Source organism: Scytonema sp. HK-05 (assembly GCF_963872035.1).
In the GTDB taxonomy this organism is placed as follows: domain Bacteria; phylum Cyanobacteriota; class Cyanobacteriia; order Cyanobacteriales; family Nostocaceae; genus Kalymmatonema.
On sequence record NZ_CAWMYC010000122.1, the window covers coordinates 20,957 to 34,699 of the forward strand.

The 13,743-nt window shown below is 42.8% G+C and carries 9 protein-coding genes; 5 read left to right on the top strand and 4 right to left on the bottom strand.

Annotation, left to right across the window (positions count from 1 at the left end; all coding sequences use genetic code 11):
• Positions 1-125: 125 nt before the first annotated feature.
• From AACT52_RS25980 to AACT52_RS25995, 4 genes are all read right to left on the bottom strand, one after another.
• On the bottom strand, positions 126-6,902 hold the full coding sequence (locus AACT52_RS25980; protein WP_073633923.1) for a non-ribosomal peptide synthetase: 6,777 nt from the start codon (positions 6,900-6,902) through the stop codon (positions 126-128).
• A gap of 593 nt (positions 6,903-7,495) precedes the next feature.
• On the bottom strand, positions 7,496-8,215 hold the full coding sequence (locus AACT52_RS25985; RefSeq protein WP_073633924.1) for a glycoside hydrolase family protein: 720 nt from the start codon (positions 8,213-8,215) through the stop codon (positions 7,496-7,498).
• A gap of 387 nt (positions 8,216-8,602) precedes the next feature.
• Positions 8,603-8,806 carry a hypothetical protein gene (locus tag AACT52_RS25990; protein WP_073633925.1) on the bottom strand — a complete coding sequence of 68 codons (204 nt, stop codon included), beginning with the start codon at positions 8,804-8,806 and terminating at the stop codon, positions 8,603-8,605.
• 78 nt (positions 8,807-8,884) lie between these two features.
• A complete protein-coding gene (locus AACT52_RS25995) occupies positions 8,885-9,199 on the bottom strand; it encodes a helix-turn-helix domain-containing protein (protein ID WP_073633926.1) in 315 nt (104 codons plus the stop codon).
• Between the two features lie 164 nt (positions 9,200-9,363).
• Between AACT52_RS25995 and AACT52_RS26000 the strand changes: the two genes are divergently transcribed.
• The 5 genes from AACT52_RS26000 to AACT52_RS26020 all read left to right on the top strand — a co-directional run bounded on the left by AACT52_RS26000 (position 9,364) and on the right by AACT52_RS26020 (position 13,680).
• A complete protein-coding gene (locus AACT52_RS26000; protein WP_073633927.1) occupies positions 9,364-9,942 on the top strand; it encodes a hypothetical protein in 579 nt (192 codons plus the stop codon).
• The gene (locus AACT52_RS26005) at positions 9,935-11,497 is read left to right on the top strand and encodes a hypothetical protein (protein WP_073633928.1); all 1,563 of its coding nucleotides are present in this window, start codon (positions 9,935-9,937) and stop codon (positions 11,495-11,497) included. The genes AACT52_RS26000 and AACT52_RS26005 overlap by 8 nt, the downstream gene beginning before the upstream one ends.
• Positions 11,498-11,679: 182 nt before the next feature.
• Positions 11,680-11,931, top strand: a complete 252-nt coding sequence (locus tag AACT52_RS26010) for a hypothetical protein (protein ID WP_143172885.1) — start codon at positions 11,680-11,682, stop codon at positions 11,929-11,931.
• Between the two features lie 55 nt (positions 11,932-11,986).
• The gene (locus AACT52_RS26015) at positions 11,987-12,661 is read left to right on the top strand and encodes a hypothetical protein (protein ID WP_073633929.1); all 675 of its coding nucleotides are present in this window, start codon (positions 11,987-11,989) and stop codon (positions 12,659-12,661) included.
• A 488-nt stretch (positions 12,662-13,149) separates the two neighbouring features.
• Entirely contained in the window at positions 13,150-13,680 is a 531-nt protein-coding gene (locus AACT52_RS26020; protein WP_073633930.1) for a hypothetical protein, read from the top strand.
• Positions 13,681-13,743: the final 63 nt, after the last annotated feature.

The following is a 13,743-nucleotide window of genomic DNA, read 5'->3' on the forward strand; positions in this document are numbered from 1 at the left end:
ACATTTAATTTGCATTTTAAACCGCAGAGGCGCAGAGGGCACAGAGTAAGAGATAAAAGAGTTTGACGCTTTTTATCAAAACTTGAGATTATGCAAGTTAGATGTGTTTCAGCTTATTAGCTGTCTTAGAGGAACAATTTTTCGTCGAATAAATCTTCAAACTCCTTATCGAGATCGTCCTCAAATTCTTCGCCTAACAAATCTTCAAACTCTTGCTCGAAATCATCCTCAAATTCTTCGCCTAACAAATCAAAACAGCTAGATTCAATTAGAGCAAGGTCACCGAGTAACTCATCTAATTCTTCTTGGTTAAAATCTGCTTCTGGAAAGTCGGAAGGTGTATAGCCTCCTACATCTGATTTTAAGCAATGGGCGATCAGAGATTGTAATTCCTCTACAAACATTATCGCTAAATGTTCTACGGTCGAACGAAGATAGATATTATCGCTATACTTCCAAGTAAATTGCAATTCCCCATCGCTTACAAATCCATCAATTTCTAGTAAATGGGTGCAAATTCCTAAGAAGCTTTGGTTTAGTCCCGTGGACTCTTTGGCTAATGTCACTCCAAGATTTTCTAATCCAATGACATCTAGCTGACCAAGATAGTTGAAACTAACTTCTGCTTGTGGCATTGCTTGTAGCTGCGAGCGTATTTTACTATCTTGGCTTAAGTATCGCAATAGTCCGTAACCGATGCCGCGATTGGGAATGCTGCGTAGTTGCTCTTTAATACTCTTCAATGCTTCCCCTGAATTTTCTGCATTTGCAAGCTGTAAAACTACGGGAAATACAGTGGTAAACCAACCAACGGTGCGCGATAAGTCGACATTTTCAAATAATTCCTCGCGTCCATGACCTTCTAAGTCAATTAACAGGCGATAATTTCCAGTCCAGCGGGCAAAGGCTTGTACTAATGCGGTTAATAGCAGGTCGTTAATTTGTGTATTGTAAGCTGCGGGTACTTCCTGTAACAATGCTTGAGTCTGTTGTGCATCCAAAGCCACTGATACTTGATTTGTAGAAGCTACAGTGTTCGCTTCTTTGGTTACAGGATAATCTTTGGGTAGGGGAGAAATGTTATTACGTTCAGGTGCTAGCCAATAATCTTTTTCTTTGGAGACTGCTTCAGATTCTGCGTAGGAATTTAGTACAGAAGCCCATTCTTTAAAAGATGTCGTTTTGCATGGAAGTTGAATAGCATCGCCTTGAAGAAGTTGTTGATAAACTGTAAACAAATCTTCCAACAAAATCCGCCAAGAAACACCATCGACTGCTAAATGATGGACAACGAACAGCAACCGACTTGGTTTATCGCTGCCAAGACTCAACAGCGCTACTTTTACAATTGCTCCTTTTTCTAAGTTTAGACTAGCCTGCATTTTGGAGGCTTTAGACTCAATGATAACTTGTTGTTCCTGTACGGACAATCCTGATAAATCGGCTACAGAGAAAGGTGTTGTGTCATCAGGAACAGCGTTAATTTGTTGCCAGCCAGATGCTGATGGTACGTATCGCAGCCGTAGGGCATCGTGATGTAGTAGCAATTGTTTAACTGCTTGTTCTATGAGCTTCGGTTCCAGGTTGTTTGGTACTTCCAGCAACACAGACTGGTTGTAGTGGTGCGGTTCGGGCAGATTTTCGTCAAAGAACCATTGCTGGATGGGTGTAAGGTCTACGGAACCTGTCACCAAACCTTGTTCGGCTTGAATAGAGGTAGTATTGCCAACCACTGTGGCTAATTCCGCAATAGTTTGGTGTTGGAAAAGTTGTTTGGGGGTAAACTGTAAACCAGTTTGGTTAGCACGGGCAACCATTTGGATAGCGAGAATCGAATCTCCACCTAATTCAAAGAAGTTATCGTGAATACTTACTTGTTTTTGTCCTAGAACTTCCGCCCAAATTTCTGCTAGTATCTCTTGTGTATTTGTGCGAGGTGCAATAACAGTTGTTTCTTCATGCTTCGTAGCTACTTCTGGTGCGGGTAATGCATTGCGGTCTAACTTGCCATTGGGCATCACTGGCAGCGACTGCAACACCACAAAGGCAGAAGGTATCATGTACTCTGGCAGCTTTTCTTTTAAGAAGCTACGCAGTTCGCTATTGTTGGGTTGTGCTTGATCCGAGACAAGATAAGCGATGAGACGTTGGTTACCGTTTTGGTCGGGACGAGCAACAACTACAGATTCTTGTACGTTGGGATGTTGGGTGAGTACACTTTCAATTTCCCCAAGTTCAATACGAAAACCGCGAATCTTGACTTGATGGTCAATGCGACCGATAAATTCAATCGTACCATCGCTTAAGTAGCGTGCCTGATCGCCAGTTTTGTACATCCGCGCTTTTGCTTCGTGACTAAAGGGGTTGGAGATAAATTTCTCGGCTGTTAATTCCGGACGGTTGAGGTAGCCTCTGGCTAATCCAGCACCAGCGATATACAATTCACCGATAACACCAATAGGCACTGGTTGCAGGTGGCGGTCAAGAATATATGTTTGGGTGTTGGCGATCGCACGACCAATGGGTAAGGAATTGGTTTTTGCTTGTTCGCAACTTACTGTAGAACTGCAAACAGTAGCGGTAATGGTGGCTTCGGTCGGACCATAAGCATTACGCCAGCTGACATTTGCTCCTACATGCTTTTGCCAAGAAGTAAACCGTTCTAACTGCACTCTATCGCTACCTACAATTAGCAAGCGTACACTTTCTGCCCAGTTCACTTGGGGCATTTGGGCTACCCACTCTTGCCAGTATGGTACTGGCAGGTTTAACACCGTCAATTTTTCCTGCTTGACAAATTGAGCAAAATCTGAAATCGTGGGAATTTCGGCAGGACGCAGTACTAAAGTCGCTCCACTCAACCAGGTAGGAAAGATTTCTTCAGCAGCAACATCAAAGCTAAAGCTAGCAAATTGTAGGATGCGATCGCTCGCGGTCAGTTCGTAATTTTTGGCGATCGCGCAGTTATGATTTACTAAAGCTTGGTGCGGAATCAGTACTCCTTTGGATTTGCCTGTAGAACCGGAAGTATAAATCACATAAGCTAAGTTTTCTGGCTTGCTGATATTAACGGGATTGGTATTTTCTTTACGCGAAATGACTGCCCAATCTGTATCTAATCGCACTACTTTTGCTGAATGTGGAGGCAGTTGACTTTGTAACTTCGCAGTAGTCAGCAGCACCGCCGTTTGAGAATCAGATAGCATATGAGCCAAGCGTTCTTGGGGATAAGCCGGGTCTAAAGGTACGTAAGCACCACCAGCCTTGAGAATACCCAGCATCGCAACCAACATTTCTAGAGAACGTTCAAGGCAGATACCAACAAGGACTTCTGGTTTTACACCTAAACTTTGTAGGTAATGCGCTAATTGGTTGGCGCGGCTATTTAGTTCGCGATAGGTTAGCTTTTGTCCAGCATATTCTACTGCTACAGCATCAGGAGTTAATTCTGCCTGTTGTGCAAACAACTCATGGATGCACTTATCTTGAGGAAAGTTCATTTGAGTGTTGTTCCACTCCACCAGCAATTGATGTTCTTGGGAAGTTGTAAGCAAGGGTAATTGTGAAACAATTTGTTCCGGATTTTTTACAATTCCTGCTAGTAAGGTTTGGAAATGTCCCAACCACCGGTCAATGGTGGTAGCATCGAACAAGTCTGTATTATAATCGCACTCCAAGAGCAGTTCGTCGTTAATTTCCGAGACATTCAAGCTCAGGTCGTAGTCAGCAAAACTGATAGGTTGAGACAGCAGCTTGGTTTGCAGTCCAGGCATTGCTGGTACATCTACAGGTCGGTCAAAATTAAAGGTCGTTGTTACCAGAAGCGATTGGCTAGCATCGCGTTGGATATTCAGCTTGTCGATTAACTTTGCAAAAGGATAATCTTGGTGTTCGTAGGCTTCTAATAAAACACTTCTTTGGGTTTTGAGATGCTCTTTAAAACTAGCATCACCCAAAATGTGATTGCGGATAGGCAATAAGTGACTGCAATAACCTACCATTGTTTCAGTGCCTTCGATGGAACGTCCACTTGCAGGAATACCAACCACTATATCGTCTTGCTCACTGAGGCGATAAAGTAAAGTTGTGTATGCTGCCAACAATGTCATAAACAGAGTACAACCATTCTGTCTGCTCAAGCGTTTAATTTCATCGCAAAAACTCGCATCAAGATGTAAGGATTGTCTGCTACCGTTATAAGTTTTAACTGGTGGACGTGGGTGGTCTGTTGGTAAATTCAAGTTCGGAACAGAACTTGTATATTTTTGTAACCAGTAAGATTCATGTTCAGCTATTTCGCTTGTTTGGCTTTGCTGATCTTGCCACAGCGCGTACTCGCGATACCGCATTGGCAAGTCCAACTTGTTAACAACACCTTGACACTCGCCTGAATATAACGTTGCGAGTTCCTGCAACATCACACCCATTGACCAACCATCAACGATGATATGGTGAGCCTTTAGTACCAGTACGTGTCGTTGTTCTGCCAGTTTCAAAAGATGAGCGCAAAAAAGAACTCCTTCGTTGAGGTCAAAAGCTTTCTGACTTTGATTTTTAAACCACTCAGTGACTTTGTCTGTTTCAACAAGAGAAAAATCAACCAAAGGAACATCTACTTTTAAAGATGATAATATCTTTTGAAAATTGCCTTGGCTAGTGATGGTAGTCCGCAATGCCTCATGACGGTCTACAAGTTTTTGCACAGCTTGACGCATCGCTGGTAAGTTAAACGCACCTTGCAATTCCACACTCACCGAGACATTGTAAGCCAGCGAACCTTCTTCCTCAATCTGCGTCAATACCCAAAGTTGCTTTTGTGCCGCAGTTAAAGGGGCGATGGTGACAGCATCAGATACCTCAGTTGATTCTTTTTTGCCCTGCGATAAAGTTACCGAGGGCAACTGAGGAAAAAAACCGCCGTTTCGCAACTCCTCCACACTCTCTTTTACAGCTTGAATGAACTTATTGACATCTTCGTCGTTATGAGCAGCAGACAAGAAACAGTTGCGTCCTTCCCAAATATAAATGCCGCGATACAGGAGGTGATAGAACAACAAGTCAGCATTTTCTGAAAAGGCAAAGCGGAACAAAGAGCCAAAATGAACAATTTTAATCGGTAAATTCTCGATTTCAAAGTAAGCATTGAGAGTCGCCGCCATTTTCGCTGTGCGCTGGTTTAACTCTTCGTGTAAAGGCAAACCACGCCGCTTAATTTCTTGCAAGACAGCGCGGGCAGCAGCCATTGCTAGAGGATGTTTGCAGAAAGTACCCGCGAAGAAAGTTGTGTCTGCTTGTGGGTAGGAGGCATCGCCGTAGTTCCACATCCCACCGTCAAGACCATCCATGTATTTAGCTTTACCAGCCACAACCCCGATTGGCATACCACCACCGACAATCTTACCGTAAGTGGCGATATCTGCATCAATACCAAACCATGCCTGCGCCCCGCCTGGATGGATGCGAAAACCAGTAATCATTTCATCAAATATCAAAACCACTCCCGCTTCTCGTGTCAACTGTCTAAGTTGGTGCAGAAACTCTTTCGGTTGTAAATCAGGTTTGCGACTTTGTACCGGTTCGACCAACACAGCTGCGAGTTCGTGGGCATGTGCTTTAATAATCTCTAAGGATTGGGGATTGTCATAGTCCAGCACTAACATATCTTCCACCATTTTGGGCGCGATACCTGGGGCAATAGGCAATGCCGCAGGATTCTCATTCCCAGCCGTTGCCGTGCCTAAAGTGCCGTCAAGATTACCGTGAAAAGAACCAGAGAACATGACAACTTTGTTACGTCCAGTTGCCATGCGTGCCAAACGTAAAGCGGTCATAACAGCTTCGGTCCCTGAATTGCAGAAGCAGGCACGGTCTAATCCTGTAAGTTCGGAAATTAACTGTGCAACTTCTCCTGCGAGGCTGGTTTGGGGACCAACTTGCATACCTTGCTGAAGTTGCTGTGCGATCGCCGAGGTGATAAACTCGGGGTTGTGCCCAAACAAATTCACCCCAAATCCCATCGAAATATCTATATACTCATTACCATCCACATCCCACATTCTCGAACCTTGAGAACGTTCACCAACAAGTGGATAGAGCATTTCTTTAGTAGAGAAGCGGAAACCTACAGATGCTCGATTGTCTGCTAAAACAGGTCGATAAGTTTGCGTCAGTTTTTTTGATGCTTGAGTACGTTGAGTGTAGCGTGAAATGAGGTTTTCTAAGTGGCTAGACTGCTGTGGTGTCAACCCTCTAGCGCGAATTTCTGCTGGTCGGTAGAATGAAACTGAGGAGGATGGTTTGCTTGGAGATGATCCAGATACGGTTTTTTCGGGAGTATTAACGACAACTGCTTTTGTTTGAGCAGCCGACTTGGAGTGACCATTTTGGTGTGGAAAAGAATTTTCCAAAGCCAAGCCAGTACCGCGCAGAACTTCTAACTGCTGGGACATTAACTGCATCTGTAAGTTAATGACTTCTTCTAGAAAGTTCTCTGAAGCAGCGTTCCCTAGGTGGTTGTGATATGGCATTAAAGTGAGTTGGGGTTGCGATGATACCGAAACTACATTCTCTGGCTGCGAAATCTCTTCTACTACAGGCAATTGTATAGTCGTATTTTGTTCGATATGGCTTGCCAATGCACTTAGAGTTGTTAATTCTTCAAATAACTGACGAATCCCAATCTTAACGCCAAAAGTATTTTCAATATGACGAATCGCATCAACAAGTACAATCGAATCAGCACCCATTTCCAAAAAAGGTGCATCAACATCAACGCCTTCTAGGTCAGATTTGAGTAAGTTTGCGACGATGGTACGTAATTGTGCTAAAATCGTTTCACTTTGGTTGGCTTCGCTGACCGCGTGGGAATAAGAATTATTACTGCTAAGAGTATATGTGTTCATGGTGTCTTCGATTGTAGGTTGCGATTGATTTAATAACTTTTTGGGAAAGAAATAGCTGGTACTAAAATTGCAATTAGATTGCGATGAAACTTGTAAAATTAACTAAACGCAAATTAGATACACTCATAAAGCAGTTGCTTAAGAGTATCTAGCGTCTCTCTTTTGATAGGGGGTAAGCTAATTAATTTATGCAGCCACTTCCAATAGGGTTTGCTTAAAGTAGGCGGACAGAATTTTTTTAGGATGTGTTAGCCAAGGCTAATACATTTCCATTACTCCCAATGCTTGGTCAGATGCTTTGCAAACTCTCTACGAGGTAGAGAACCTATCTCCGTCTTTTGTTAAGCAACGGCAAATGTATGTGGCGGATTTTTGCACCAAGCAAGCTACCGCGACAACACGGGTAAATTAATTTACTTAGTGTAAGGATGTAGGTTTAGGGCTGAGGAACTAGAGTTTAGACGAGTTTCTAGTGGTAAACTGCAAACCGTTACAGTGATTGATATACAAAAAATTTTACCTGTACTTAGCCGGAACTTGAGCATCTGGGATCGTCTCCCTCAGGAGAAGGCGATCGCATTGACTCCATACATTTAATGTCCCGACTTATTGAATAATTGAGCTTCTGCTAACCGTCGCCTCTTCAAGCCATCTTCCACAGGTGAACCAGGATTGCAGTACAACAAGAAAGTTTTTTCAATTTTGTCCCACTGTTTATTTTGCAGTACCCTGGTAATAGTCTGAAAGTTAGGTGAACCGAAAAAATTTGCGCCCAAATTATAAGCGAAGCTTAACAATGCCCCTTGTTGGTTTTCATTAAGTTCCCACCAACCAGGAATTGCTTGTAGATAGGCCAGGTAATGATACTCAAGCTGAAATAAAAGCAAATCAACAGCCTCTTCCTCTGTAATGCGATCGCCCATCCTCCACTCACTTCCATCAGGCTTGCGGGTACATCCCCAACCTATAGTAATTGGCTCCGCACCAGTCAAAGGATCGGGATAAGCTTCTAGGTAACATCCTTCAAATTGCTTAATCAGTTCGACCCCTGGTGCAGGAAGGACACTTGGTACACTTTTGGTTTCTATAAGCTTTTTGGCAAACTCTGGAGTCACCTTGCTTCCAAGATTAAAAAATTTTGCAAATTGAGTCAAGGCTCTTTGAGTAATGGGACCATATGCCCCATCCGCTTTGCTATGAAGCAATCCCAACGCATTCAGTTGAATCTGAACTTGGGTTGCAAGCTCTTTGTCATTGTGCAATTCAGTAAAATCAATAGTTACGTTGTTTTTTAAAATGTCTTGCAGCTTCATTAAATGGAAACAGTAAACCTAGTAGAAGTATGAGGAGGAATAAACAACCCTGTGACTTTTTGCGCGAATAATGTGTTTGAATTTTGAATTCCCGTAAGCGCAAAGCGCACGCTACGCGAACGCGCAACGTGCCCGAAGGGCTTAGGGGTATGGGGTCTTCAATGCCGTACAGAGATGATTTTTGAATTTTGAATTCCCCGTAAGCGCAAAGCGCACGCTACGCGTTCGCGTAGCGTCTCCGAAGGAGAAGGGGTTGACCCATTCAGCCACTCTTAAGTTTTTAGCGATTAAACAGCCTCCGGCGGCGCGGGCAAGGGCTTTGGGCAGCGCCGCCGGGGGCTTACGCCTGTTTTATAGGTAGGGGCTTGTCAGACTTCACTTGATAGACTAATTTCCTCTAAGAAAATTCTTAGAGGAAATCTTATCGGCGATCGCAAAGAGCGTCTGTGCAATCTCTTCTGATTGCAAATCCTGGTTTCTATTTCTGATGACAATAGATATAGAGGAATCGCGAAGCAAGTGCTTTATGATCTGCGCCTTTCCCTCAGCGTCAAAGCGATCGCATTGAGCGATTATTTCTTCTAAATTCATACGAACCAAAAGGTAGATACACCAATATTTTTTTAGGCGCGTATCCCTTTTTTGTAAAGCAGCCCAAAAGCATTTTTTTTATAATTGCACCTCTTGCCGAGAGTAAGAAGCTGCAAAAACACGCAAAACTTCTGCTTTTTCTTCATCTGATGCCTTGCGAGCCAGGGATATTATATCCCTGCCTATGGGTTTCATTTGAAAGAAAAAATATTCTTGAGCATCTGGCGGTAATGCATTAATCAACCGCTCAAGCGTATCGATTTTTATCTGGCATCTTCCACAAACAAACTGCGAAATCGTCTGAGGGGTGATATCTGCTCTGGACGCTAACCACGTACCCTTTATGCCATATTCTTTCATTGTCGCGGCTAGTGCTGCTCTGAAATTAATCATATTTTCTTGTATATCTTACTTTCATATAATGATATCATTCAAGGGAAGCTTAAGTTTCCTCTAAGATATTTAGGATTTTTTATCTTAAATTTCACGTTCCAATCAAAAAGTAAAAGCCCTAGCATCTGCCAGGGCTAAAGTTTTTAGTTAATTACAACCGTATTATGACAGAACAAAAGATTGGTGGAAGTTTTTATCCGCTGACATTGGATATTACAGCAAAACTTCGGAAAGGTAAACTGACTGCCGCAGAGTGGCGAATATGGAGTTATTTGGTAGAAATCGACCCTTGGGGCGATCGCTACATCAAAATTAACACAATCGAAATAATACAGGAATGCTCGGTAAGTAAAGCTACATTTTACAGAGCGATCGCCAAATTCCAAGAGCTTAGGGTAGTGCCAGAAGCTACCATACTTGCCCTTAAGAAAATAAGTTACTCAAATATAGAGCAACAGGTTAGGGATAATCTTAAGGCTATTCTGGGCGGACAAAGCGAGGTAATGACATCTTCCGGGCGAATTGATTTGTTGAGCGACAGAGAAATTATCGAAATTAAGCAGTTCAACAACTGGAAAGAAGCATTAGGGCAGATTTTCACTTACTCAGCATTTTTTCCTACTTACAACAAACGCATCCATTTATTTGGATCTGCAACAGCGTTAAAAAAATTACCTGATATCGAAGCCGCTTGTTTGCCGTTTGAAGTTTTGGTTACTGGACAGGAGGTTGAAAATGATTAATTTCTACCCCTTGACCGCTGAAACCTTATCCAAATTGTATGAGGCTAACTTGACCGCTGCCGAATGGCGACTATGGATTTATTTCTCGGTTAGCGACCCTTGGGGCGACCGCTACAACGAATTGCCAGACACTTTAACCATCCTCCAGCAAGTGGGAATTAAGAAATCTACCTTTTACGCAGCGATCGCTAAATTTCAAAAGTTTGAGTTGTTTGATTTTCAAGATAAGGGCTTTACATTCCGAAATCTACGAGGCAGTGCAAAGGTACGTGGTTCTAAAAACACCGACAATCCCACTGATGAAGAGGGGTTATTTCCAGAATTTCGGAAAGAATCCCAAGATTCTGGAAAGGCTTCCGAAAAGTTGGAAAGTATTCCGAAATTTCGGAATACCTTCCAAAAATTTGGAATACCTTCCAAATTTTTGGAAAATAAACCGCCGAAACCTTTATCAAAAGCGGGTTTCAATCCGCCTCAGACTATAAAGATTTCTTCAGACTTCTCACACTCAAAAGAAGTGGAAGGGAGTGTAAAAAATGATTTTCAAAAAGAAACAGAAAATTTCGCTCTGGTGGATCAAGTTTGTAATTCTTCTAATGGGTTAATAACTCCGGCAGCGCCTGAGAATAATTCTCGGATTCAAATGCGTGAGCCATCTTTCAGTAAGAAGCCTACCCCCACAGAGATTGAATGGAAATGGCTACCGGATGGTCCTTGGAAAAACGAGGAAGGTCAGCTTGATTCAGCTTTTCAAACTGCTTTAGCCCAAAGATGGCTCAAGGCTCATGGTGGTGATATCCACGAAAAGAAGGCGAATGTTCTCAAGCATTTTCGCAATGAACCGACAAACCTACCGATTGAATGGGAGTGGTATCAAAATATTATCCTGCACAAAGCTGCCAATATTGAAACTCGCAAGCTTAATGGCATCGACACCACAACTGACGAGCAAGAAATTCTCAAGCATCAACGTGCCGGAACTGAGTTGCCCCAAGAAATGAGAGTAACCGAGGAGCGATCGCCAAAAGAAATTCTTCAGGAAGTGGCACCGCATACCCTACGAGCAATAGAAGGCAAGAGCGATGAATTCGGGCAAATCAATCCTGATTCCTATCAGCTAAAAGAATTTTCTGCTGATGATAGAGCATTTTGGCAGAAAATCTATTCTCCCCAATTGAGTCAAGCGGCTCAATCCATAAACTCTTCTACCAAGCGAGAAACCGAAGAACCTACAGACTTGCCAAGTGGTGAACAGAAAAAAGCAGCTAAGGAATTAATTGGGAACTTGCGACGACGGCACATTCTAGAGCGCAAGCGACCTTTGAAGAAGCAAGAGGAAGGGAATAAAAACCTTACTCCCATAGGTAAAGTCATCGATCCACCAGCCCAGACACCATTCTCGGTAATTCTGGAAGACATGAGAAAGTACCTAAACTACGGTAGCGACACCTACCGTCAGATTGCAATTGATTGGGCGTGTGACCCAATTAATGGATGTGAACTGGTACGCGCGAGCACTGGCTGGATTGTTGATATCCGCGAATTAGATTTTTAGTTCGGGGCTGGGGACCAGTGACGCTTGGACTGAAGACTGGGCAATCTCAAGAGAGTCCAAGGGAAAGGGGAAAAGGTTGAGAATAATCCCCGCGTGCCCATTGCCCATTGCCCATTGCCCATTGCCCATTGCCCATTCCCCCTCTTCTTCCCTAATCCCTTATCAAAAACCTAACTAATCATATGGAACTCTTCGACACGAGCAAGTATTCCACTGCTATAAGCTATGATTTTGAATTTGAACAGCTTTCCTGTAAGAAAAAAGTAGGACGTTTTCCGCTATATGACCCTGCTTGGGATGATGGCTCGGCTTTCCGTGATATTTCCTCTCAGTACAGAATTTCACAAGTTCGTAACGAATTAATTTCAGAAAGGCTCTGCGTTACTTTGCGCGTCCCTCCGCGTTCCTCTGCGTTTCAAAACGCTACGAATTAATGCAAAACTGTACTTAGAGAATCAGGATACTCTCTCGAAGGGACTATCGTTTCAAGTGGTCACTTTGCAGCTCCCTTCGATAGAAAAAGATTGCTATTGGTTGCCGTCTCCGACAGCATTAAGTACCAGAAAAAGCCGTCCCCCTGGTCGAAGCAAATTAGAGAATTTTTTGAAGGAGAAGCAGTTAATCAACTTTGAAGAGGTTGTAAACCCGGAATTTCTGGAGAGTGCCTACAGTCTTCCTATTGCCTGGACAGATCCACAGGACGAAAGGTCAGCATGGGAATCAAGCGAGGAAATGGAACGGTACGCTCACGCCGAACTGCCCTCGGTAATGCGCTTGATCCCAGAGTGGGAGCGATCGCCCTCAGAAGAATTCAGTATTTGCAATCAATTGCCAGTTAATACGACACCCGAAAAATTCTTAGAGGAAACGGAAGAAAAGCAGCCGCAGCGATCGCCTGAGCCTGCGGCACCGCTGAGCGGAACGTCAGTGCGCTCTCTTGCATCGCCCACTAAACAACGCGGATACTTGTACAAATATCTTGAGAACAAAAAACTCAAGGACGGAACCATTGCATCTTACCCACGTGTGATTGGGGAACGGTCACCAGATAACCCTAAACACTGGCGTTGGGGGTTCAATTGGGAGGAGAAAATTGACGGTGAATGGAAGGGGAGAAGCATTGGATCTGTGCCTACTCGCCTTCGTGAACAGCCACATTCCTGACTTTACTGAAGAAGCCGGAAACCTGAGCTAATAGAATTTCACAAATTAAATGGGATTGCTATATTTACTAACATTTTTAATTTTCTCCCAATTTTTTCTAAAAAATCACCTGACAAGTGCATAATTTTCCAGAAGTGAACCCTAATATATTATAAAAGCAATAAAAATATTGGGTGACACAGTATAACATTGCTAGAAAGATTTGACGCTTTATAAGTCCATACGGTTCAGATAAGACCAGAACCTTTATCAGAACCACAATGTAGAAATGCGCCCTAGAGCGTCTCTACAGAGAACGCGAATCTTTTAGAAGTGATTGCACTATCAACTTTTATGGATATCACCTTTAATAGTTTTCTCTTTTATTTTAGGTAAAAATAAAAGAGAAAACTTTATTGAAGAGTTTCCTGATTGTTGCTTCAAGTGAGTTATAGCTTATCTGAATTTTTAAGTCTATTTGCCTTAATTTTACAATGGAGGACGGAGAAATGAATCATTTAGTATTGGTTAATCCTCAGCAACAAGAAGTACAAAAGCTTGTTGATAAAAGTAATCTAAAACAACAATTGGTCAATGACGTAATTAGTATTCGAGGTCACAACTATCATACTCAAACTATTGAGAAAACTGTGAAGCAGAGCCATCCATCCTTAAAACCAAGCGCTGGAGCGGTCTTTTCCGTCGAAGTTAATTATCAAGAACGGTTAGTTGTTCTTCAGGAGGTGAAGAGAGCCTATTCACGTATTTTTAATGCGGATGAAGTCATTAAAGCTATCCGTTCTGCAGTTTTAGAAGAACATGAACTGCAAATTTATGCTGTAGTGTTTTTAAAAGCAGGTAGTATTCCAAAAGACTCTACTGGTAAAATTGACTATCATGCTTGTCGGAATGCTTTTTTAAATGCAAGCTTAGATGGAATACATACTTGGACGGTAAACCCTCAACAAGATTTGCAGCAACTACAAAAAGATGTAGATGCATTGTTAGAACAAATGCAACTGTTTGTTCAGTCGGCATAGTTCTGATTGGTATGAAGAAACATGACTTGGCGTGGGGGCTATTAGTAGTTAGTTGTGAGCCAG

What these genes read in the sequence shown, in the direction of transcription:
- AACT52_RS25995 (WP_073633926.1), bottom strand. Translation starts at nt 9,199, where the DNA reads ATGATTAATTTCAGAGCAGCACTAGCCGCGACAATGAAAGAATATGGC.
- AACT52_RS26000 (WP_073633927.1), top strand. Translation starts at nt 9,364, where the DNA reads ATGACAGAACAAAAGATTGGTGGAAGTTTTTATCCGCTGACATTGGAT.
- AACT52_RS25990 (WP_073633925.1), bottom strand. Translation starts at nt 8,806, where the DNA reads ATGAATTTAGAAGAAATAATCGCTCAATGCGATCGCTTTGACGCTGAG.
- AACT52_RS25980 (WP_073633923.1), bottom strand. Translation starts at nt 6,902, where the DNA reads ATGAACACATATACTCTTAGCAGTAATAATTCTTATTCCCACGCGGTC.
- AACT52_RS26020 (WP_073633930.1), top strand. Translation starts at nt 13,150, where the DNA reads ATGAATCATTTAGTATTGGTTAATCCTCAGCAACAAGAAGTACAAAAG.
- AACT52_RS26005 (WP_073633928.1), top strand. Translation starts at nt 9,935, where the DNA reads ATGATTAATTTCTACCCCTTGACCGCTGAAACCTTATCCAAATTGTAT.
- AACT52_RS25985 (WP_073633924.1), bottom strand. Translation starts at nt 8,215, where the DNA reads ATGAAGCTGCAAGACATTTTAAAAAACAACGTAACTATTGATTTTACT.
- AACT52_RS26010 (WP_143172885.1), top strand. Translation starts at nt 11,680, where the DNA reads ATGGAACTCTTCGACACGAGCAAGTATTCCACTGCTATAAGCTATGAT.